21 protein-coding genes, 1 tRNA gene and 2 pseudogenes are annotated in these 21,754 nt (G+C 62.0%); 13 read left to right on the forward strand and 11 right to left on the reverse strand.

Annotated elements, in window-relative coordinates:
- Positions 1-390 precede the first annotated feature (390 nt).
- Together ftsZ and ASD02_RS14390 are read left to right on the forward strand one after the other, a co-directional pair.
- Entirely contained in the window at positions 391-1,440 is a 1,050-nt protein-coding gene (ftsZ, locus tag ASD02_RS14385) for a cell division protein FtsZ (protein WP_025427522.1), read from the forward strand.
- A 119-nt stretch (positions 1,441-1,559) separates the two neighbouring features.
- Entirely contained in the window at positions 1,560-2,360 is an 801-nt protein-coding gene (locus ASD02_RS14390) for a nucleotidyltransferase domain-containing protein (protein WP_025427521.1), read from the forward strand.
- Between the two features lie 131 nt (positions 2,361-2,491).
- On the opposite strand, the gene ASD02_RS14395 is transcribed toward ASD02_RS14390, so the two are convergent.
- The gene (locus ASD02_RS14395) at positions 2,492-4,279 is read right to left on the reverse strand and encodes a mechanosensitive ion channel family protein (protein ID WP_057220791.1); all 1,788 of its coding nucleotides are present in this window, start codon (positions 4,277-4,279) and stop codon (positions 2,492-2,494) included.
- A 161-nt stretch (positions 4,280-4,440) separates the two neighbouring features.
- Positions 4,441-5,214, reverse strand: a complete 774-nt coding sequence (locus tag ASD02_RS14400; protein WP_057206216.1) for an SDR family oxidoreductase — start codon at positions 5,212-5,214, stop codon at positions 4,441-4,443.
- A gap of 137 nt (positions 5,215-5,351) precedes the next feature.
- Between ASD02_RS14400 and ASD02_RS14405 the strand changes: the two are divergent.
- From ASD02_RS14405 to ASD02_RS14435, 8 genes and pseudogenes are all read left to right on the forward strand, one after another.
- Positions 5,352-6,252 (forward strand): annotated as a pseudogene (locus ASD02_RS14405) (LysR family transcriptional regulator).
- A gap of 336 nt (positions 6,253-6,588) precedes the next feature.
- The gene (gene greA, locus ASD02_RS14410; RefSeq protein ID WP_025427518.1) at positions 6,589-7,071 is read left to right on the forward strand and encodes a transcription elongation factor GreA; all 483 of its coding nucleotides are present in this window, start codon (positions 6,589-6,591) and stop codon (positions 7,069-7,071) included.
- Positions 7,072-7,270: 199 nt separating this feature from the next.
- Positions 7,271-7,567, forward strand: a complete 297-nt coding sequence (locus ASD02_RS14415; RefSeq protein WP_225906314.1) for a hypothetical protein — start codon at positions 7,271-7,273, stop codon at positions 7,565-7,567.
- Positions 7,568-8,043: 476 nt separating this feature from the next.
- Positions 8,044-10,434, forward strand: coding sequence for an arylsulfatase (locus ASD02_RS14420; protein ID WP_057220792.1), 2,391 nt, complete (start codon positions 8,044-8,046; stop codon positions 10,432-10,434).
- 135 nt (positions 10,435-10,569) lie between these two features.
- Positions 10,570-11,937: an FAD-binding oxidoreductase gene (locus tag ASD02_RS14425; protein ID WP_225906321.1), complete on the forward strand. Its 1,368-nt coding sequence runs from the start codon at positions 10,570-10,572 to the stop codon at positions 11,935-11,937.
- Between the two features lie 152 nt (positions 11,938-12,089).
- Positions 12,090-12,416 (forward strand): hypothetical protein, encoded by a 327-nt coding sequence (locus ASD02_RS38205; RefSeq protein ID WP_128090503.1) that lies wholly within the window; start codon positions 12,090-12,092, stop codon positions 12,414-12,416.
- On the forward strand, positions 12,385-13,491 hold the full coding sequence (locus ASD02_RS14430) for an endonuclease/exonuclease/phosphatase family protein (RefSeq protein WP_025427515.1): 1,107 nt from the start codon (positions 12,385-12,387) through the stop codon (positions 13,489-13,491). The genes ASD02_RS38205 and ASD02_RS14430 overlap by 32 nt, the downstream gene beginning before the upstream one ends.
- Before the next feature lie 2 nt (positions 13,492-13,493).
- Positions 13,494-14,228: an NUDIX hydrolase gene (locus tag ASD02_RS14435; protein ID WP_025427514.1), complete on the forward strand. Its 735-nt coding sequence runs from the start codon at positions 13,494-13,496 to the stop codon at positions 14,226-14,228.
- Positions 14,229-14,469: 241 nt separating this feature from the next.
- On the opposite strand, the gene ASD02_RS14440 is transcribed toward ASD02_RS14435, so the two are convergent.
- A complete protein-coding gene (locus ASD02_RS14440) occupies positions 14,470-15,000 on the reverse strand; it encodes a GNAT family N-acetyltransferase (RefSeq protein WP_025427513.1) in 531 nt (176 codons plus the stop codon).
- Between the two features lie 92 nt (positions 15,001-15,092).
- On the reverse strand, positions 15,093-15,425 hold the full coding sequence (locus ASD02_RS14445) for a hypothetical protein (RefSeq protein WP_025427512.1): 333 nt from the start codon (positions 15,423-15,425) through the stop codon (positions 15,093-15,095).
- Between the two features lie 173 nt (positions 15,426-15,598).
- On the opposite strand from ASD02_RS14445, the gene ASD02_RS14450 reads away from it, so the two are divergent.
- Positions 15,599-15,847, forward strand: a complete 249-nt coding sequence (locus tag ASD02_RS14450) for a hypothetical protein (RefSeq protein ID WP_025427511.1) — start codon at positions 15,599-15,601, stop codon at positions 15,845-15,847.
- Between the two features lie 153 nt (positions 15,848-16,000).
- Here ASD02_RS14450 and ASD02_RS14455 read toward each other — a convergent pair whose 3' ends face one another.
- From ASD02_RS14455 to ASD02_RS37025, 3 genes are all read right to left on the reverse strand, one after another.
- A complete protein-coding gene (locus tag ASD02_RS14455) occupies positions 16,001-16,537 on the reverse strand; it encodes a DUF6151 family protein (protein ID WP_025427510.1) in 537 nt (178 codons plus the stop codon).
- A 12-nt stretch (positions 16,538-16,549) separates the two neighbouring features.
- Positions 16,550-17,170, reverse strand: coding sequence for a TetR/AcrR family transcriptional regulator (locus ASD02_RS14460; RefSeq protein ID WP_038576209.1), 621 nt, complete (start codon positions 17,168-17,170; stop codon positions 16,550-16,552).
- Between the two features lie 319 nt (positions 17,171-17,489).
- The gene (locus tag ASD02_RS37025; RefSeq protein WP_025427509.1) at positions 17,490-18,194 is read right to left on the reverse strand and encodes a DUF930 domain-containing protein; all 705 of its coding nucleotides are present in this window, start codon (positions 18,192-18,194) and stop codon (positions 17,490-17,492) included.
- Positions 18,195-18,758: 564 nt separating this feature from the next.
- Here ASD02_RS37025 and ASD02_RS14470 point away from each other — a divergent pair.
- Both ASD02_RS14470 and ASD02_RS14475 read left to right on the forward strand, forming a co-directional pair.
- Positions 18,759-19,676 carry a PhzF family phenazine biosynthesis protein gene (locus ASD02_RS14470; RefSeq protein WP_057220793.1) on the forward strand — a complete coding sequence of 306 codons (918 nt, stop codon included), beginning with the start codon at positions 18,759-18,761 and terminating at the stop codon, positions 19,674-19,676.
- A gap of 444 nt (positions 19,677-20,120) precedes the next feature.
- A tRNA-Lys gene (locus ASD02_RS14475) sits at positions 20,121-20,196 on the forward strand.
- A gap of 87 nt (positions 20,197-20,283) precedes the next feature.
- Here the strand turns inward: ASD02_RS14475 and ASD02_RS40590 are convergent.
- The 4 genes and pseudogenes from ASD02_RS40590 to ASD02_RS14490 all read right to left on the reverse strand — a co-directional run.
- Positions 20,284-20,597: pseudogene (locus ASD02_RS40590) on the reverse strand (hypothetical protein); the annotation flags it as partial.
- Positions 20,598-20,652: 55 nt separating this feature from the next.
- The gene (locus ASD02_RS14480; RefSeq protein WP_057220794.1) at positions 20,653-20,847 is read right to left on the reverse strand and encodes a hypothetical protein; all 195 of its coding nucleotides are present in this window, start codon (positions 20,845-20,847) and stop codon (positions 20,653-20,655) included.
- Between the two features lie 145 nt (positions 20,848-20,992).
- Complete coding sequence (locus tag ASD02_RS14485) at positions 20,993-21,274, reverse strand: hypothetical protein (protein ID WP_025427505.1); 282 nt, start codon at positions 21,272-21,274, stop codon at positions 20,993-20,995.
- A 55-nt stretch (positions 21,275-21,329) separates the two neighbouring features.
- Positions 21,330-21,527 (reverse strand): hypothetical protein, encoded by a 198-nt coding sequence (locus tag ASD02_RS14490; protein ID WP_025427504.1) that lies wholly within the window; start codon positions 21,525-21,527, stop codon positions 21,330-21,332.
- Between the last annotated feature and the right edge of the window lie 227 nt (positions 21,528-21,754).

Genomic DNA, 21,754 nt, shown 5'->3' on the forward strand with positions numbered 1-21,754 from the left:
ATCTGGCCGCCATTTGCAGTTCACGTTTGCCCCCGATTGGCACTTGTATTGGCCGATCCGCCCTGTCGACATAGAGTGGGAAGAGATGCGCCGCGCCGTTTCGGTCCATTGAAGCAAGAAGAGGGTGGCGCCGGCTCGATCCGAGGCAAATGGCGGTTGCCTATGTGGAAATGTAGCAAGTCATTGATAAAAAGAATTAATTTGGTCGCCACGACGAACTGGGCGAAGGACTGAAATCCCACTCGAACGGCAAATGACAAATCATGTGTGGAAAGTGGCATCAGCCTTTTCTCTTGCCTTCTCCGTGGCTTTTTTCAATTCCTAAAATAACAGCTGCCCGATTCGCCCCGATCCGTTGTTTTGGCGGCGTTCGCCCTAGGAGACAAAGCCATGAACGATTTCAAGAAGCCCACGATCACCGAAATGCGCCCGAAGATCACCGTCATCGGTGTCGGCGGCGGCGGCGGCAATGCCATCAACAACATGATCACCGAAGGGCTCCAGGGGGTCGATTTCATCGTGGCGAATACGGACGCCCAGGCACTGGCGATGTCGAAGGCGTCGCGGTTGATCCAGCTCGGTGCGCATGTGACCGAGGGCCTTGGTGCAGGTTCGCTGCCGGAAGTCGGGCGCGCGGCGGCGGAAGAATCGATCGACGAGATCATGGATCACCTCGGCGGCACGCATATGTGTTTCGTCACCGCCGGCATGGGCGGCGGCACCGGCACCGGTGCTGCGCCGGTGATCGCGGCGGCAGCCCGCAAGGCCGGCATCCTGACGGTCGGCGTCGTCACCAAGCCGTTCAGCTTCGAAGGCAAGCGCCGCATGCAGATGGCTGAAGAGGGTGTCGAGCGCCTGCGCGAAGCGGCCGACACCGTTATCGTCATCCCCAACCAGAACCTCTTCCGCATCGCCGACGCCAAGACCACCTTTGCCGATGCCTTCGTGATCGCCGACCGCGTGCTCTATTCCGGCGTCGGCTGCATCACCGACCTGATCGTCAAGGAAGGCCTGATCAACCTCGACTTCGCCGACGTGAAATCCGTCATGAAGGGCATGGGCCGGGCGATGATGGGTACCGGCGAGGCGACCGGCGAGGGCCGCGCGCTGATGGCGGCGGAAGCGGCGATCGCCAACCCGCTGCTCGACGAAGTGTCGATGCGCGGCGCCAAGGGCGTGCTGATCTCGATCTCCGGCGGCATGGACATGACGTTGTTCGAAGTCGACGAAGCGGCCACCCGCATTCGCGAGGAAGTCTATGACGAGGCCGACATCGTCGTCGGCTCGATCTTCGACCGCACGCTCGACGGCACCTTCCGCGTGTCGGTGGTGGCAACCGGCCTCGACAGCCAGCGCAACGCGGCAGACCCGGCAAGTGCTGCGGCGAACGCCGGCCAGCCCGGCCAGCCCGGCCAGGCGCCGACCCGCACGCTGCAGTAACGGCTCGGCCTCACGCGCTGCCAGGTTCCTGGCGGCATCGAAGCCTTCTGCCTTTCTTTGAAAATCCTCCCGTGCGATGACAGCCGCCCGGGGGGATTTTTCGTATGGACGAGAGGGGCATGATGGACGCGGAACGAGACGGTCAGGCGGGTTTGCCCGACAACGACGCCACGGCCGCCCAGCGCGTGCGGGCGGTTCGCACGGCCGAAACGATCCTGAACGAGCGCTATCCAGGCGCGCTGTTTGCCATCGTTGCCGGCTCGATCCTGCGCGGCGAGGGCACGCCATCCTCCGATATCGATCTGGTGGTGCTGCACGAACACTTGAGCAATGCCTGGCGCGAGAGCTTCATCGCCGGCGGATTTCCGGTCGAGGCTTTCGTCCACGATTTCGAGACGCTGAACTGGTTTGTCGATCAGGATCTTGCCAGCGGCTATCCCGTGCTGCTCGACATGGTCGCAGGCGGAACAGTTGTCGGCCGGGACATCGATCGCGGCCTGGCCCTCCAGAACGAGGCAAAGGCCAGGCTTTCATGCGGGCCGGGTCCGCTCAAGGCGGAGCGGCGGGACATGCTTCGCTACCAGATCACCGACCTGCTTGACGACCTCAGGGATAGGCGGCCGACGGCGGAAATGCGGGCGATCGCCGCGGCCCTCCACCAGCCGCTATGCGACCTGGCGCTGCTCGGGCGCGGCCACTGGTCGGGCAAGGGCAAATGGCTGCCGCGGCTCCTCCAGCGTCTTGACCCCGCGCTGGCGCAGCGCTTCGACGACGCTTTCCGGTTGGCTGGCGAGGCGCAGCCAGATGTGCTGGTGACTCTGGCGCAGGACGAGCTCGAGCGCCAGGGTGGGCCGCTGTTTGACGGTGATCGCCGCGATGCGCCGCAGACTGCACGGCGGCAGGGTGGGCTTTCGGGCTAGAGCATCTCCAGGAAAAGTGCGAAGCGGTTTTCCGCCAGGAAATGCCGTGGCACGGCGCGCCGCGATTTCCAGGGTGCGCTTCAAGCTCGTGTATTAGCAGCATGTCGCTGCGCACGTTTGCGCGACAAGCGTTATGTCTCGGCGGCGGCCGCTTCGGGATCGATCGGCTTTTTCGCCAGCCTCGCATTCGCCGCAGCCACATCGGCGTCGCTCAGGCCACCGGGGCCGGAGCGCACGGTGACGGCATTGGAGGCGAGGCTGAGGCCGGCCTCGCGCAGCGCGGGCAGCAGCCGTTTCATCGCCTCGCGCTGCAGGATGCTGGGGTTGCCCGGCCGGGCGGTGAATTTCAGCCGCACGACCAGCGAGTTTTCGGTGACGTCCTGGATGCCCTGCATCTTCAAGGGTACCAGGAACTCCGGCCCGAACTCCTCGTCCTCCAGCATGGCAAGGCCAACCTTCTTGATGGTCTTGCGGATTATTTCCGGATCGTCCTCGCGCTCGAATTTCAGCTCGAACTTCACCGTGCTCCAGTCGCGGCTGTAGTTGGTGACGGCCTGAAGCTGGCCATAGGGAATGGTGTGGATCTGGCCGTTCTGGTGGCGCAGGCGCAGCGAGCGGAGCGAAATGCGCTCGACCGTTCCCTTGAGCTTGCCGGTGTCGACATATTCGCCGACGCGAAATGCGTCGTCGGCGATGAAGAAGATGCCGGATACCACATCCTTGACCAGCGTCTGCGAGCCGAAGGAAAGCGCCAGGCCAAGCACGCCGAAGCCGGCAAGCAGCGGCGCGATGTTAATGCCGAGCGCCGAAAGCACGACGAGGCTGGTGACGGCGAAGATACCGCCGAAGACGAGATTGCGGATCAGCGGCAGGATGGTCGAAAGCCGGCTTGTCTGATGGATCTGCGCCTCCTCCTCGGTCTCGCCGGGCATGGAGACGCGGGCGGTGGGCGCAAAGGCCTCAAAACTGCGCCAGAGGAAGCTGCAGATCACCCAGCTGGCGACGACGGCAAGGCTGACGCGCTCTAGAATGACGATCCAGTCGACGGCGGCGGTGGTATCGCCCTGGATCATGATCGGCCTCCACAGCACGATGATGATATGCAGCCCGATCAGCCACACGGCGCCGGCAAGGGCGGTCTGCACGCTGCCGGCGATGGCCAGGTGCAGCGGCGAGGAGGCGGGCGTGCGCCGGCGATCGGCGGCCGCACCCGCCAGCGAATGGATGCCGAAGGCGAGGATGGGAAGGCCGAGCAGGATGACCTGCGTCGTGCCGCCGGCAAAGCTCCACTGAGCGCTGTTGGGGCTGCCGGCGACGATGCAGCCCATGAGCCAGAGCGTCAGCGCACTCAGCGCATAGAACTCGGGAACGACGAATGCGATGGCGCGGCGGACGGCGCCGGGCGCTTCGCCGGCAAAGAGATTGCGGATATCGGTGCGGCCGGCGATGAACCAGTAGAGCTTCAGGAACGTCACTGCGGTGACGCCGATCAGAAACCAGCCCTCGATGGCGGCGGGCTCCAGGGCACGCTCGTTGGCGAAGCGCACGCTGGCGCCGACGACGGCACCGATGGCGCCATAGGCAACCAGCATGGCGAAATGGAAGCGTGGCCGGGCGATGGGCAGCAACCGCGTCTGCGGCCGCGACGGGGCGAAGAGAAAGCGGCCGCAGACCGCATAGGCGGCCGTGGTGACGGCGACGGTTACCAGCGCGCGGGCCAGCTCTTGCGAGGCAGTGCCGGCGGTGAGGAAGAACCTTAGCATCGCATGCGCGACGCCTGCGAAGATGACGAGATGGATGATGTCGAGACCCAGCCGCACCAGCGAAGCGCGCACGCGGTGCAGCAGCGGCGGAAGGAGCATGACGAGAAGGGCGAGCAGCGCAGGCAGGCGAGGCGACGTGGGCAGGAAAGACGCCATGAAATCCATCCGTGAAGCGCCGGGGCGTTGGATGCCGCAGCAGGTCGAACGGCCGCCCGCTCCGGTCGATCTTCCGTCGGCGGAGCAGGGCGGCTCGTTTATGAGGCTATTGTGAAATTTCTGTCCTGTCGACGGGCGGCGCCAGCACCGCCCTTTGCCGGTCACTTCGTGGTGTAGCCGCCATTGACGAGGATGGTCTGGCCGGTCATCCACCAGCCGTCGGAGACGAGGAAGCGGATGAAAGGCACGATGTCCTCGATATCGGTAAGGCCTGTGGTCGAGAACTTCGACAGCGCGGAAGCAGTCTTGTGATAGGCAACGGCATCGGCGCCTTCGGCAGGATAGAAGAAGGGCGTATCCATCGGCCCCGGGCCGATCGCCGTCACCGAGATGCCGCGATCGCCGAATTCCTTGGCGGCGGCGCGGGTGAAGTGTTCAACCGGCGCCTTGGTGCCGGCATAGGCGGCGTAAAACGGCGTGAAGGCGCCGAGCAGCGAGGTGACCAGCGTGCAGACCTTGCCGTTGTCGCTGACATTTTTGCCGGCTTCCTTCAGGAAGAAGAAGGCGGACTTGGAATTGACCGCGGTCATCTCGTCATACTCGGCCTCGGTGATGTCGACGAGCGGCTTCTTCACCACCTTGCCGACCGTGTTGACGGCGATATCGATGCCACCGAGCGCGGCCTTGGCATCGGCAAACAGCTTTTCCACCGCGCTGGCGCCGGTCAGGTCGGCCTGGAAGGCGAAGGCATTGGCACCAGCCGCCTTGATCGCAGCCACGGTCTCCTCGGAGGGGGCCTTAGTTGCGGCGCTGTTGTAATGGATGGCGACGGCGCGGGCGCCCTGTTCGGCAAAATCGCGCGCCAACAAACCGCCGAGGTTTTTCGCGCCGCCGGCGATGAGAACGGATTTACCTCTGATGCTGTGATCGGTCATGGCCAGAACCTTTTCGGTGCTTGAAGGCCGCCCGCTGCGGCCGTCTTTCCACCCGAAGCATATCGTCGGCATCTCTGTTATAAAGCCGCCGTCCGTGACATAACCTGTCAGGAATCTCGAACAATAAGCGGCTGACCATGGACCGGATCGAGCTTTTTCGCATTTTCACACGCGTCGTCGACTGCGCCAGCTTCACTCGCGCCGCCGACACGCTGGATATGCCGCGCTCGTCGGTGTCGGCGGCGGTGCAGGCGCTGGAAACCCGGGTGGGCACGCGGCTCCTGCATCGCACCACCCGCAAGGTTTCGCCGACCCAGGATGGGGCGGCCTTCTACGAGCGCTGCATGCGGCTGATCGCCGATGTCGACGAGACGGAAAACCTGTTTCGCCAGGGAGAGGACTGGCCGACCGGCCGGCTGCGCGTCGAGCTGCCGAGCCGGATCGGCCGGCTGATCGTCGCCCTGAACTCGCCAGCTTCCTCGAGCGATATCCCGGTATCGACGTCGACCTTGGCATGACCGACCGGGCGGTGAACCTGATCGAGGAAAGCGTCGATTGCGCGCTGCGGGTCGGGCCGCGCAGTGATTCCGCCCTGATCGCCCGGCCGATCGGTAACCTCAAGCTCGTCAATGTCGCAAGCCCGGCTATCTCACGCGCTATGGCACGCCCGAAAAACCGGAAGACCTGGCCCGGCATTTCGCCGTCAACTACGCGTCGCCCTCAACCGGCCGGGTGGAGGAGTGGGAGTGGATCGAAGGTGGCGAGACACGGACCGTGGCGATGGCCGGCCGCGTTACCGTCAACAGCGCCGAGGGCAGCATCGCCTGCTGCCTGGCGGATCTCGGCCTCATCCAGATCCCGGCCTATGACGTCAAGGCGCATCTGCAGGCCGGAGACCTCGTCGAGGTCATGCCCGGCCATTGCGCCGAGCCGATGCCGCTGGCGCTGCTCTACCCGCACCGCCAGCATCTTTCCCGTCGCTTCCAGGTGTTTGCCGAGTGGCTGGAGGGATTGATGCGGCCGTTGCTCGCCACCTGATGGGGTGCGTGGCGGCGAAGGCGGGCAGCCGCTGATTGCAAGGGTGGCGAGGCGCGTCGCGGGTTTTGCGGACAAGAGGAGGCGTCCGGTGCGGCGATGGCCCTTACTCATTCGGGCTTCGGACTGTCATGGATGGCCGATCCGCGCCTCTGCCTGGTGCCGGTTTCCAAGTGCCTCATGCCAGCGGATGACGTCAGATAATGCGGGGTGACCGCCGCCCGCGGATGGGGCAATATCAGCGATTACTCTTGTCATCCCCAGCGCGGTGCCTCACCGACAGTGGGCTTTCGCGCGGAGGCATTGTAAGAGCCTGCCGCGTCCAAACGGAGTTCGATCGTGAGCGTTGCCTTCACCAAGGAAGAAAGTGCCGAAACCGCGGCGGAAACCCTTTTGCCCGACCGCCCGGTTTCGCCGCATCCCAACCTTGTCACCGAAGCGGGCCTCAAGGTGCTGGAGCAGCAGCAGCGCGAAGCGCGCGCGGCCTATGATGCGACCAGCGGGATCGAAGACGTCAACGAGCGCCGGCGGCAGGCGGCCGGCCCCTTGCGCGACCTGCGCTATCTTGCCGAACGGCTGCGCACCGCCCAGCTCGTCGCCGCCCCGACCTCGACTGACATCGTCGCCTTCGGCAGCACCGTCACCTTCAGCCGCGACGACGGCCGGGTGCAGACCTATCGCATCGTCGGCGAGGACGAGGCGGACCCGAAGGCCGGATCGATTTCCTACGTTTCCCCGGTGGCCCGGATCCTCATGGGCAAGGGGGTCGGCGATGTGGCTGCCATGGGCGGACACGAGCTGGATATTACGGGGATTTCATAGGGCGGGCGTTTTGTCCGACGGCCATTTCCTCTCGATGCAACGGCGTCAGTCGGGCATTCTTGTGAATGTTCATTCGGTGCGATCCTGGAAAACTGAGGTGTGGTAACTCCAGTCTCCTAAATCTGCTCCAAATGGACAACCTCCTGAAAGTTCACAGCTAGAGGCGCTGGCTTGGCTGCTACTGGCCCGGGATGGGACGATGGCTATCAATCACGGCTATCGTGGAAAGAGAATTCGATATTATATTCAATCAACAAAGGCTTCGAAACAAACTGGTTTTGCCATGGCGCAAGAAAAACCTACAGTCATGCGGCGCACGGTCGTGCTCATCAAGATCGTATGGTCAGTGTCGATCATCGTCGCAGCGACAGCGGTGGGAGCTTCGACTGGCTGGGAGAACCATGGACTTGTCGGAGCGCTAGCTCTTGGATTCGTTGGCCTCTTTGTTGGCGGCTTCCTAAGTTCGCCTTCGCTGCTTTTGCAACTGATAACTTAATATCTCGCCGACGTTGAGCCACTTCACATCGGGGGTGTTTTTCAACGGTATCGGCCAAAAGCTGCCGCTGCCTTTCACCCGGCTACTCGACGGTCGGGGGCGAGCCACGCCGGGTCGTGAGCGGTTGAGTCAGTATCAAGAGCGCAATCTGTGTGGTAGTATTCCGCCACATCCGGAAGACTGATCCAAGCGGCGCATCAATGACGCCGTCCGGTTGCTCGCATTCGCTGCAATCACTGCCGTCACGTCGTCCTGCTCAGAAGCGTCATCGCTGAAATAATCAAGGTGCCGATTCTGAAAGCTCCGCCGATGTTGCCGGCCGTGCCCAAGGCGACCAAGGGCACAGTCCTACGTCTCTACAGTCCGATCGAACCTTTCTTCAGTATGGAATGGCCGCCGAGCGAGATCGAAATGGTGCAGTGCGCGTCCGCCCTCGGACGGAGCTGCCACGAGGGGAGGGTGTTGACATGCGTAGCATGAAATCGACCGCGATTGCATCGACCGCCATCATCACAATCCTGATGGGGTTTGGTGCGGCGAGCGCACAACAGATCACCGGCACACCGGGCAACCCGGATGCCACGACGACGGTCGACGGGCGATATCTCCCCAACCCCCCGCCGACATTCGGTGGTGCGATCGGGCTCAGCGCGAAAGACTCGAAGCCCTATTGGCCGCCGCAGATCGTGCCCCCAAAAGGCGCGCCGAACATCCTTTTGATCAAGACCGACGACGCGGGCTACGGTGTCCCTGGTACCTTCGGCGGTGTTGTCCCCACGCCTGCATTGGACCGGATCGCGCAGGCGGGGCTCCGCTACACCCAGTTCAACTCGACGGCGCTCTGCTCGCCCTCGCGCGCGGCTCTGATTACCGGCCGCAATCATCACTCCGTGGGTTTCGGTGTGATCTCCGAGCAGGCCACCGGTTATCCAGGTTATGATTCCATCCTCGGTCTCGATAACGCCAGCGTCGGTGAAATCCTGAAAGACAACGGCTATGCGACGTCCTGGTTCGGCAAGAACCACAACACGCCGAGCTATCAGTACAGCTTGGCGGGCCCCTACGACCAATGGCCCTCTGGGATGGGTTTCGAATACTTCTATGGCTTCATGGGCGGCGAGACCGACCAGTGGACACCCTACCTGTTCCGCGATCACACACAGATTTTTCCATGGATCGGAAAGCCCGGCTACAACCTCACGACTGACATGGCGGATGAGGCGATCGGCTACATGCGACAACTCAGCGTCGTTGCGCCTGATAAGCCGTTCTTCCTCTATTACGTGCCGGGCGGCACCCACGCCCCCCATCATCCAACCCAGGAATGGGTCGATAAGTTCAAGGGCAAGTTCGACATGGGCTGGAATGCCATGCGCGACCAGATATTCGCCAATCAGAAGAAGCTGGGCGTCATTCCGGCGAACGCCCAACTGACGCCGTGGCCCAACGATCTGCCCAAGTGGGATACGCTCGACGCCGACAGCAAGAAGCTCTTCGCGCGCCAGGCGGAAGTCTATGCCGCCTATGTGGCCTACACCGACAATGAGATCGGACGGGTGATCCAGGCGGTGGACGATTTGGGCAAGCTCGACAATACGCTCGTCATCTACATCGAAGGCGACAATGGTACCAGTGCCGAAGGTTCCACCGTTGGCACGCCGTTCGACCTGGCCGCGATCGAAGGCATCAATGTTCCGGTCAAGGAACAGTTGAAATATTACGATGTCTGGGGTTCGGACAAGACCCAGCCGCACATGTCGGTGGCGTGGTCCTGGGCCTTCGACACCCCATTCAAGTGGACGAAGCAGGTGGCATCGCACTTTGGCGGCACCCGGCAAGGCATGGCCATGGCCTGGCCGGCCCGTATCAAGGATGCCGGTGGAATCCGCACACAATTCCACCATTTGATCGACATCGTCCCGACGATCCTCGAGGCGACCGGCATTCAGGCTCCCGTGATGGTCAACGGCGTGGCGCAGAAGCCGATTGAAGGCGTTTCCATGGCCTATAGCTGGGACAAGGAGAACGCCAATACTGCGTCTCGGCGTACGACGCAGTATTTCGAAATGCTGGCCAACCGCGCCATCTACCACGACGGCTGGATGGCATCCACAACGCCGCCGCTTGCGCCGTGGTTGCTCGGTTTGGGTAAGATGCCCGAAGTGGTCAATGGCTACACCTGGGAACTCTACAATCTCAACGAGGACTATTCGCAGAACAACGACCTCGCGGCCAAGATGCCTGACAAGCTTCAGGAGTTGAAGGAACTGTTCCTCGTCGAGGCGGCGAAGTATGGTGTGTTTCCGCTCGACAACGACTTTCTCCAGCGCGTTCTCGCACCCCGCCCGAGTGCCACGGCCGGAAAAACCTTGTTTACGTACTCAGGCGAAATATCCGGTCTTCCATCCGGAAACGCGCCCGACATCGTCAATAAAAGCTACACTGTCACGGCTGAGGTAGACGTGCCGCAAGGCGGCGGCGATGGCATGCTGGTCACCCAAGGCGGTCGCTTCGGCGGGTACGGGCTCTACCTGCTGAAGGGCAAGCCGGTCTTCCTTTACAACCTTCTGGCACTGGAAAAATTCCGTTGGGAAGGCCAGGACGCGCTCACTCCGGGCAAGCATACCATCGTCTTTACCTTCAAATACGATGGTGGCGGCCCCGGCAAGGGCGGCAGCGGAGTCCTGAACGTCGACGGCAAAGAAGTCGCCAGTCAAAAGGTCGCAAACACCGTGCCCTTCCTCATGACGATTGACGAGACCTTCGATGTCGGCGTCGATACCCGCACTGGCGTCGAGGACGGGGATTACCAGGTGCCATTTCAGTTCACGGGAACCATCGACAAGCTGTCGGTGCAACTGAACTAAGCAAGGGCCGGTTCGTCCGTCTGCGCCCCAAGAGGCGTCTCGTACATCCGTGCCGGCAGGGAGGATGAAATGACAGATGTTCAATTTAGTGGGCTTCAGGGCGAAACGGTCACCCTTTCAACCGACCTTTTGGAGATGTTGGGAACTCGGTGTCGCGGGAACGTGTGTTTGGCCGGCCAGGCTGGTTACGACGAGGCCAGGACAATCTGGAACGCCATGATCGATCGGCGGCCTGGGGCTGTGGTGCGCTGCCATGGCGCAGGAGATGTCGTAAAGGCGGTGCAGTTTGCCCGCGACAACGGATTGCTCCTCTCTGTACGCGGTGGCGGTCACAACATATCCGGCAATGCCGTCTGCGAAGGCGGACTTTTGATCGATCTTTCGCCGATGCGTTCTGTCCGGGTCGATGACAAGGCACGCACCGCGAGGGTCGAGCCTGGCGCGACGCTCGGAGAGTTCGACAAAGAGGCGCAGGCGTTCGGTCTTGCCACCCCGCTCGGTATCAACTCAACCACAGGGGTGGCCGGTCTCACGCTTGGGGGTGGTTTCGGGTGGCTCAGTCGCAAATACGGATTCACGGTAGACAATCTGATTTCGGCCGATGTGGTGACCGCCGACGGCGAGCTTGTCCATGCAAACACAACGGAAAATCCGGACCTATTCTGGGCTCTTCGCGGCGGCGGTGGAAATTTTGGCGTGGTCACGTCGTTCGAGTTCAAGCTGCATCCGGTCGGTCCCGATCTGGTATCCGGGCTGATCGTTCATCCGTTTGCCCACGCCCGTGAACTTCTTGCGGGGTATCGCCGCGTGGCGGCCGCTGCGTCCGACGATCTTACCATTTGGGTGGTCCTGCGTAAGGCGCCGCCATTGCCGTTCCTGCCCGAAGAGGTGCACGGCAAGGAAATCCTCGTCTTCGCCGTCTGCTATGCCGGTGAGCCGAGCAGAGCCGAGGAGGCACTTGAACCACTGCGTTCGCTTGGCGAACCGATCGCCGACGTCGTCGGCGTGCAGCCATATTCCGCATGGCAGACGGCATTCGATCCGCTTCTCACGCCAGGGGCATTCAACTATTGGAAGTCGCACAATTTCACGGCCCTGAGCGACGGGTTGTTTGAGATCCTGAGCGAACATATAGGGACGTTGCCGACTGATGAATGTGAAATCTTCATCGGGCAGCTCGGTGGTGCCAGCAGCCGCGTGGCACCCGACGCGACCGCCTATCCGCATCGCGAGGCCAAGTTTGTCATGAACGTTCACACCAGGTGGCGTGACCAGGCCGACGAACAACCCTCCATCGATTGGGCGCGGGCAATCTTTGCCGCGGCTGCGCCACATGCGACAGGTGGCGTCTACGTCAACTTCATGCCGGAGGATGAAACCGAAAGGGTCGCCCAGGCCTATGGTGGCAACCATGCACGGCTGGCGGCGCTTAAAGCCAAGTACGATCCTGGCAATCTCTTCCGGCTCAACCAGAATATCCAGCCAGAACGAAAATCGGGCTAACGCGGCAAAAGCTTTCATGCAGCGAGGAATTCGCGCGGTGCCTAGGAACGCCAACGTGCCGGCGCTCGGCACGTTGGCCATGCGCCCACCGCCGTCAGGCTTGGGACCGCGAATAGACCAGCTCGACACCGGCGCGGAAACAACGCTGGGCCATGGCTGCTGCATCAAGCAGCGGGCAGAAATCCATCCGCTTCATTTGCTGTATTCCGGCGGTTTCTCATGGGGTCGCCTTTGTCGGCACGAAAAAACTCTTGGTTTTCGCCTTCACGGTGGTCTTCGGTTGTTTCGAAGACACGCAGGCGTGTGCTTTCCACATCACTGACCGTTCGCTGGACAACAAGCGTTGGGGGCCACTCAGGAGAGGCTCCCGCACCTGCCGGGAAATCGCCCTCGACATTTGCGCTTCAATGCCTAATCTCCGCGGCAATTCAGTTATGGAATTGCTTGATGTCCCTTCGACTTGCCACCTTCAATATTGAAAATCTCATGAGCCGCTTCGATTTTTCCGGCTTCCGCAATCAGCTCAAGCAGGACCGGGTGCTCAGACTCTTCGAGGTGAAGAGCGAGGCGGAGTATCAGCGGCTGGAGGAGGCGCGGACGATCGCGCATACGGATGATACGCGGCAGATGTCGGCGCTGGCGATTGCCGATTGCGATGCGGATATTCTGTGTTTGCAGGAGGCCGACAACATGGCGTCGCTGCAGGCGTTTGAGTACAACTATCTCTTCCGCATGGTCGGCAACGGCTATCGCCAGAAATACCTGATCGAGGGCAATGATTCGCGCGGGATCGACGTGGCGGTGCTGATGCGCGAGGAAACGCGCGATGGCCAGCCGATCGAGTGCCTCGAGGTGAAGAGCCATGCGGGGCTGACCTATGCGGATCTCGATATCTTCAACGATGCGCTCGCTGCCTCCAGCCGGCCGAACGACCGGATCTTCAAGCGTGATTGCCTGGAACTGGACCTGCGGATCGGCGGGCGGCCGCTGACGCTTTATGTCGTGCATTTCAAATCCATGGGGCCGGCACGCGACGGGCTCGACGGGCGCCAGGCGACGATGCCGGTGCGGGTGGCCGAGGCCAAGGCCGTGCGCCATATCATCGAAAGCCGCTTTGGTCGCGGGCATACGGCTGACAAGATGTTCGCGATCTGCGGCGACATGAATGATTATCAGGAGAAGGTCGACATCCTTGGCGACCGGCGCAACGGCTACGAGTTCGTGCCGCGCGAGGAGGAGGAAAGCGCGCTCGATGTGCTGACTGCAGACGGTTTTGTCGAAAACCCGATGCTGCGCCGGCCGGTGCTCGACCGCTGGACGCTGTTTCACAGCCGCGGGCCGCAGGAGCGGCACCTCTGCCAGCTCGACTATATCTGGCTGTCGCCGGCGCTCGCGCAGCGCAATGCAGCCCAAGTGCCGGAAATCATCCGCGGCGGCCAGCCCTTCCGCACGATCTTTCCGCCGGGGCAGGAGGTGGAGCGCTATCCGCGCACCGGCTGGGACCGGCCGAAGGCATCGGACCATTGCCCCGTGGCCATGACACTGGACGTGTGACGATGGATACTCTCGAAAGCAACCTTGCCCACTGGCCCGAAGAAGGCGAGATCCTGCCGATCTCAGGCGTCGATATCCGGGTGAAGGAGGGCCCGCATCCCTTCCATCTCGATCAGGTGGATACCGCGCAGGAAAACTGGCGGGCGGAGATCGCCGCTAACCCGCATCTCTTCGACGGGCAGATGGTGCTGCAGCGGGCGCTCCGGATCGAGGACGGCCGCGTGGTCGGCGAGGGGCATGTGGTGCCCTATTCGACCTTTCTGTGGTGGCGCAAGACCCGCGCGGACGCCGCCTTCCACCTGTTCGCCATGCCGGTGATCGTGTCGTCCGATGGTGCCCTGATCCTGGTGCGCATGGGATCGCACACGGCCAATCCGGCCCGGGTCTACAGCCCCTCGGGCTCGCTGGAGCCTGATGACGTGGTCGACGGCCGCTGCGACATTCCAGGCAATATCCGCCGCGAGGCGCTGGAGGAAACCGGCATCGACCTCGATGCCGCGACTGCCGAACCCGGCTATCACGTGCTGCACATGGGGCGGGCGGTGACGGTGTTCCGGCTCTACCGGGTGGCGGAAACGGCGGAAGCGCTGGTTGCAAGGGTGGCCGCCCATATCGCCGGCGATCCCGAGCCGGAGATCGACGAGGCGATCGCCATCTGGGGGCCGGATCCGGGTGCGCACAACTATCCGCCGTTCATTTTGCCGATCCTCACCTGGCTGTTTGACGGAAAGCGGTGACGATGTCTCGGGGGCATGGCCATTGCGCTGTGCGGCGGCGGAGCGCGTCGTCTTTGAGATGTGGTCAACCGGTGCGCGGAGCGGCCCTGTTCGTCGGCAGGCGGCGAACGGCGGCGCTATCCATGGGCGGCGCGCGGCTGCTTGGCGTATGCCGGAAAATGGCAGGGGCTGATTCAAACGGTCGGCGTTGGCTTTTCGGCGAACGATCGGCGCAACCGTCAACCGTGCGGAATTGAGACGCTCACAGCGATCGACCCAAGACTTCCATTCTGTGCTGCTTTGTCCCGATGGGGACCGGCCCTGCGGTGCGCACCATCTCGAAGCCCTGGCCTTCCCAGAAGCGAAGGCCCTGTTCATTCTCTGCGAAGACGGCGAGCTCCACGCGGTCCGCGCCTTGTGTCTTCAGCCAGCTGAAGAAGTCGTCGCAGAGTGTTTTCGCCGCGCCGTGCCGGCGAAAGGCCGGATCGATCATCAGCAAGGCGATCCACCAGGACTTCTCCTGCGGATAATTGCGGTCGCAGGCGAGCATGCCGATGAGGTTCCCGGCGCCCGATTTCAATCCGAAGACGAACTTGTCGGCCTCGGTTCTGCCCGGCGGAAAGCTTTGAAATTCTTCGATCGCCACGGTTGCATCCGGTGGATGGCCGCGCTCCAAAACCACATAGTCCTGACAGTTCTGGTAAAGCGGCATCAGTCGCGGTGCATCCGCTTCAATCAGCCCTTCGATCTCAAAACCGGAGAGCGAGATCGGGAATGTCGTGGTCTTATCCATGGCCGGCACATTACATGGCAAAGCTATCGGTACAATCCGCATTGTGGCGGTGCGGCGGCGCCTGCACATCGGTCGTCAGGGAGGACACGGCGTCACGGTCGATAATGTCGATCGTGCCTCTTTTTGGCGTTTCGGACCCAATGCCGAAGAATGATCGTGGCTAGGCAGGCGGCTGCGGCCGGATAGATCGCGGGCCACTGGAACAGCAGTGCGACGATGGCACCCACGTAGCTGGCGAATGCACAATAGATGACGATGGAAAACGACCCGGCATAAAACGAGGTGATGCGGCGATAGTCCTGCAGGAATTCCGCCAATCCCCTGGCGAACGGCGACAAAAGCCCCCGAGACGGTGGGCGTTCGACGCCGCGCCGCGCCTCCATCTCCCTGAGCTTGTTGAGTAGCCGCTTTGTTGTGCTGGGCATTTGTCGATGTTGATGGGCGTCGTGACAGGATTTCATCCGAGATTATCGCAAGAGCAGTTTCGGCAAGGTAAAGGCAACTCTTCCGCGTAGCCGCATTCAATGCGTATCCGACCCCGATGGTGCCCAATGGTCGGGCGTTGGCTCGGATCACCAAAATCCTATAGCCGTAAAGCATGAAGACACTCGCTTGCCTCATCCTATCCGCCGCATTGGCGTTTGCTTCCAGCCTGATCATCGCGGGGTTGTTTCTACCCGTCTACGGCATTTTCGAGGGCGGGACGCACAACTGCCTGAATGACGGTTTGCGGGCGTGTGTCTCCATCATCCCGCTGAGCGCGCTGATTTACGGACCGTTGTTTGTCTTCGCCGGCGTCGTGGTCGGGACGCCCATTTTCATGACGATGCTCGCATCGCGCGGTTGATTGCTGTGGTTGGGTGCGCAGATATGCAGTCAGCAGCGCTCGCCAGATGCGGGGTCCGGGCTGGTGGGCATGATGTCGCGTTGCTGGTGCAGCGCCGCTGGCAGGGGCGCGAGACGGAAGGCCGACATGTGCCGACCCATCCGCACGCCGGCGTCAGGCCTCGATCTTGCGCGCTATTGCGATCTTCGGGTTGCGGAAGCCCATGGCGATCCAGGCCCAGAGAAGCTTGGCGTAGAAGGATACGGTGTGGGTCTTCAGGTTGGGGATGTCCTTGGGCAGCCAGGAAGCGTCGGGCAGGTCGCCGACCATGGTGCGCAGCTCGGCCTTCGGCCGCGTCTCGGCCGGCCAGAGGTGCAGATAGAGGCTGAGCCAGTGCGCGCCCTTCATTTCCAAAAACATCGGCGTGTTGCAGCAGGTGGCGACGACGCGGCGTGAGCCCGCACCCTCTGACAGCCGGAATTCGCTGAGGTTCTCCTCGCCGGAGACAATCGTGATCCGGTCCTTGCGGTATTCGGCGCTGGGGGTGGCCTCATAGGAAGTCAGGATGTTGCGGGCGCCGGGCAGGGCGCCAAGGCGGGCGGCGGCCGCCCTGCAGCTGTCGCAAAGGCATTCGGAAACAAGGATCGGCGCTCCCTGCACTTTCAGCCGTGTCTGTCCGCAGGCGCATCCGATATGGGTGGTATCGCTCATGTCGCATCCTCCTCAAGTGACGTGAAACAGGTGCCGGATGTACCGGTCGAGATGGTCGAGGCTTTCGCGCGCAAGCTCGGGGTCGTTGCCGGCCTTGGCGAGCACGAAGCCGCCCTGGATGACGGCCTGCGTGTGCCGGGCCAGGCTTTCGGCCGTCCAGGCGTCGACAATGCCGCGGTCGCTGCGTGCGGCCTCGATGTCGGCTTCGAGCGTGGCGGTATGACCGAAGATGCTGCGGGCGCAAGCCTCGCGAATGTCGGGCGCGCTGGCATAGACCTCCTGCGCCAGCGTGCCGACCAGACAGGTGAACTCGGTGATTTCACCGAGGATGATCGCCTTGCGGAAGGCGACGTAGGCGAGAACGCGCGCCAGCGGATCGGGCGGTCCGTGATAGGGGGCGGCGGCGAAAAAGTCGGTCGTCGTTTCCGCCCAGTAATCGGCCGCAGCGACGCCGAGCGCGTCCTTGCTGGCGAAATGGTGGAAGAACGCGCCCTTGGTGACGTCAGCCGCACGGCAGAGGTCGTCGACGCTGGTGGCCGCAAAGCCTTTTGCGCGAATGACATCGCGCGCCGCATCGAGAAGCCGGATCCGTGCGTTGCCGCGTTCGGGTGATTGCTTTGTTGGTCTGGGCATTTAACCAACATACCATACGGTCGGTATGTGTCAATGGCGGGATTTTTTGGTAACTGGGCGATAGGAGCGATCCCGAGCGGCTATGAGGGTGATTTTCGTGTCATTGCATTGACGAAGGCCGGAATGGGACGCGACACGGGGTACCTCACGGGCCCGGATCATGATGGGCAAATGCCTGAATTTATTCAAGGAATTGCGCGCGCTATTTAACGCAACGCAACATCTCCATGCGGCCCCGGTTTTGGCGCAACGCGCCATAACGGTTTGGCGCCGGAGCGATGGCGAAGGGCGGGTAATGCGAGGGGATGGTTCGCGACCATCAGTCGGCGGCAGTGTCGGCGATGGGAAGCCCAAGGTCCTGCCATTGCTCGCGCGGGATGGCATCGCCGACCTTGAAGTCGAAGCCGACCACTGTCGTTCGATCCGGCGTGACCGAGCAGGAATAGGCGATGCGCCACCATTGCCGTTTGCTGCGAAACGCTCCGCCATTGGTCTTCAGCGTTTCCCCGGAGAACTTCACGCCCGACAGGGCATAGGCGACGAGGTAATCCGGATCGAGGTCGGCCTTCCAGCGGTGGACCTGTTCCATCGCTTCGAGATTGCAGAGCTGCACCACGCGCTCTTCGGGCGCCAGCTGCGCCAGACCCTTACGCGCCTGGCGGCTACGCGGCGAGGCGAGGATGCCGGCGGAATAGAGGTTTTGGGCGTGCACCATGCCTGGGGCCTGCGGCGCGGGCTGGTTGCCGCGGGGGCGCTCGTCGGTCGTCTTGGCCGGCGTCTTCAGATTTTCGCGCTGCGGTTCTGGCACCGGCAGGCTCGCTTCCGACGCGGGCACGGCAGGTTTCGGCTTTTCCGGCACGCCGGCCAGGATTTCGACCTCGATGCTGTCTACGGCGCCCGGCGGGGGCATCAGCTTCGGCGGCAGGCGCGAGAATGCGGCGAAGGCGAAGGCATGCAGCACCAGCGCAAGCGCCAAGGCCCACCAGATCGTCGTGTCATCCGCCCGTCGCATCGTTTGCTGCATGCGCTACTGCCCGCTCCTTAAATCCTATTCGATTTAAGGATAAAAACATGCAGCCATTCAAAGTGCTACAGCGACCTTTGCGCGTCTAATAGATGCGCGGCGCTGTAGATCACGTCGTTCAAGATCGGTTTGCTGCGTTGTGTTTTGAAGTGTTGCCCGTTTCGACGGGGTCGCAGAAGCGCTCTACCTCTTTGTTCTTAGCTTTTCCTGACGGAAATCCGCTTCGCACTTTTCCTGGAAGTGCTTTGGCTTCTCGCCCTATGCACGTCGTGACGCGGAAGCGCGGGACATTTTCGGGCGCCATGCATGAGATCAGCACCAAATCCGCGGCACGGTCGCGCATTGGCGGCCGCGGCGATCACTTTTCCGGCACCGGCAGGGGCGTTCTTGCGCAGTCGTGCCGCTGACGGGTGTCCCATGCGGTCAACGGCGGCCTTGTTTTCGGCCCAGTGGCGAGGGGGATCGGATAACGATGGGTGTGGTGCACGATGGCGTTTTTGCGCTTGCCGCCCGGGCGATGACATTGCAAGTTCGTGGCCGGACTATATTCGCAAGGGGGAATAAATGCCGCTCAGCTACGCGATCTACGATGTCTTCACGCAGAACCGGCTGGAGGGCAATCCGCTGGCCGTCGTCTTCGGGGCGGATGCACTCGACGATCAGGCGATGCAGACGATCGCGCAGGAGTTCAACCTTTCGGAGACGGTGTTCATCCGCCGGCCGGGCGGGGCGGCGCATACGGCGCGGCTGCGCATCTTCACGCCGGGGCGCGAGCTTCCCTTTGCCGGGCATCCGACCGTAGGTGCTGCGGTGGCGATCGCCGAAAGAGCCCACGGCATGGCTGAGGAGAGCGCCGATCTCGTGCAGGTACTGGAGGAGAAGGTGGGGCCGGTGCGCTGCGCCGTGCGCATCAAGCCGGGCAAGGCGAGCTTTGCCGAATTCGACCTGCCGCGCAGATCGACCCGGCTCGACGCCCGCTTCGACAAGCAGGCGCTTGCCGACGCGCTGAGCCTGAAGACCTCGCAGATCGGCTTCGAGAACCATGCGCCGTCCTTCTGGAGCGCCGGCGTTCCCTTCGTCATGGTGCCGCTGCACGATGTATCCGCGGCCGCTACCGTCGAATTCGACCCGCAGCGCTGGGAGCATCTGGCGCCGCTTGCCGAAGGACGCCTAGCGTCTGCCTATCTCTATTGTCGCGGCGGCATCAACCACACGGCGCGGTTCCACACCCGCATGTTCAGGCCCGAGATGGGCCTTGCCGAGGACCCGGCAACGGGTGCGGCGGCGGCAGCACTTTCCGGTGCCATCCACCACTTCGACCAGCTGGTCGATGGCCACCACCCCTTTCTGATCGAGCAAGGGGTGGAGATGGGGCGGCCGTCCTTCATCCACCTGCATCTCGATGTGGCGGGCGGCCAGATCAACACGGCGCGCATCGGCGGCCATGCAGTGAAGATCGCCGCCGGCGAGCTGCTGCTTTAAGGGAGCATGGCGCAGGGGCGGATGTCAGGGCGCTTGTAGCGTGCCGCGATCCCTGGGGTTGGCCAGTCGGACTTTAGGCGTGTCGCTACCCGCAAACCGGCTGCACGCTTTTGCGCGACATGCGCTTGGGTTCTTGTCCTCGATGTATTTAGCCTGATGCATGTCGTCGTCCCGAGGCCGCGATATGCTTTGGGAGGCATGCATTCGCCACAGACGCGGCGTTCAAGGTCGGGCAGGGGAAAAGACGGCGTGTTGTTTCAGAGGCTTATGGTGGGTGCATCCAACGCAGTTGGCGAGAAGGGCGGCAGATCCTGTGGAAAAAGCCTGTTTTCCGCCCGTCTGAAATTTTTTCCCAAGAATTTTACAAAGGACGCTAGACAAGCCGAAAGAACGCCTTTATACGCCCCTCCAGACCGCAGCGACAAACACCGAAGCGGTCCGGATGGGTGATTAGCTCAGTTGGTAGAGCAGCTGACTCTTAATCAGCGGGTCCACGGTTCGAGCCCGTGATCACCCACCAAAACTTCCTTAAGCCGCTGATTTATTTCCAAAATTCCTGCTCTGTAAGAAGTTGCCGGTTTCCAAGAATTTGGAAACGGATTCCAATTTACATTGCGTTCTTGTTCCGGAAAGCAGCCGGTTCAATCTCGCTCCAACGAGCCTCCATCAGCTTCATTGCGTCCTTCGCCAATGACCGCAGCGCGACCTCTCGGCCGTAGTGCTGAACCATCTGCGCCGACATGTTGAGATCGCCCCGACCTGGTTCTCGGTGCACCCAACTTCCAGCAGATTGATGACCGCGTTTTTGCGCAATCCGTGAAAGTCAATCCGCTCGTCGCGGAACCGTGTGAACTCGTGCTTCTTCATCAGCTTCTGCCATTCGGTCCGGAAACCGTCGGCCGACTTATAGGAGGGGGCCTGGGGCGGCCCACTACATGTGGCTGGAGATCGAAACGGCCACGGAAAGCCCACCAGATTAGATCAACTTGGCGAACTTGGCGCCGTAGTAGCTCAAGCCACCGCTGACGATGAGGCCGACCCAACTTACCCACATAGGAACTGTCCAGCCGTCGATGACAACCGAAAAACCTATGAGAATGCGAACCAAGTGCACCATTGCAACGATCCCGAATATTGCGGCCGCAATCGTCAAGAAGGTCTTCTCGGTCATCGGAAGTTCCTCGTCTCAGAAACAAATAGTCTCTATCACACGCGCATCAGGGTCGTCTTGCGCCGGATCGCTCTGTGACCATACCGCAGCAGCTATGGTCGCCATGTGCAAAGTTGGTATAAGCAGGGTGAGCACTTGCAGCCAGCTAATGTCCACGTGGCGTGTCCTCCTGCAGGAGAGGCGAGTGCCGCTTGCGTGCGAGCAACACGACACCGGCGCCAATCTCGAACATCTCGGCATTCGAATTCATCGCGAGGAAATTGTTGTCGGCAAGTTCCATCAGCGCCGTCGCCACTTCCTCGCGTGACCGTCCGGCCTGGAAGGCCCGATCGGCAATCGACTGAAATTCGGCTTCTATCGCCTCCTGGCAATGGAGGTCGCGATCTGGATGGCATTTGGGATGCTTCGGCGCGGCGATTTTCGGCATGGCGTGTCCTCCCGCAGAAGATGGTAGGGCGCGGGTTGCCGTTCTCAAGGCCTAGCTAATTCACTGATGCCTTCTCGAACACGATGTGCATGTCGGTCCAACCGCGCTGGTAGGCCTCTTCGAGCACGTCGCACGACACGTCGTCGTCGACCCCGTTGACCCAATTTGCATGAGCAAGGTGGAAGATGCCCACTAGGCAAAACTCACGCAAATCGTCGTCGTCAAGCTCGGTGATGAAGGGGGTTGCTTCCATGATGGTCTCCTTTGATCGGAGGCTAAGGCGCATCGGTTGCGGTTGGCTACTCTCACTAGTGATAGTGATTTTTCGGGGTAGTCGACTCGACAAGAGCACGGATCGAAGAATTGGCCGGAGGGTTTCCCCTCCGGCCCCAGGCGCTGTGATGCCGAGGGTAGCGTCGCACGGCTCACACGCAAGGCTGCCACTAGCGCGATCAACGTCAGGCGTCATTCCCGGAGGTC

The organism is Ensifer sp. Root1252, assembly GCF_001425885.1.
Taxonomy (GTDB): Bacteria; Pseudomonadota; Alphaproteobacteria; order Rhizobiales; family Rhizobiaceae; genus Ensifer; species Ensifer canadensis.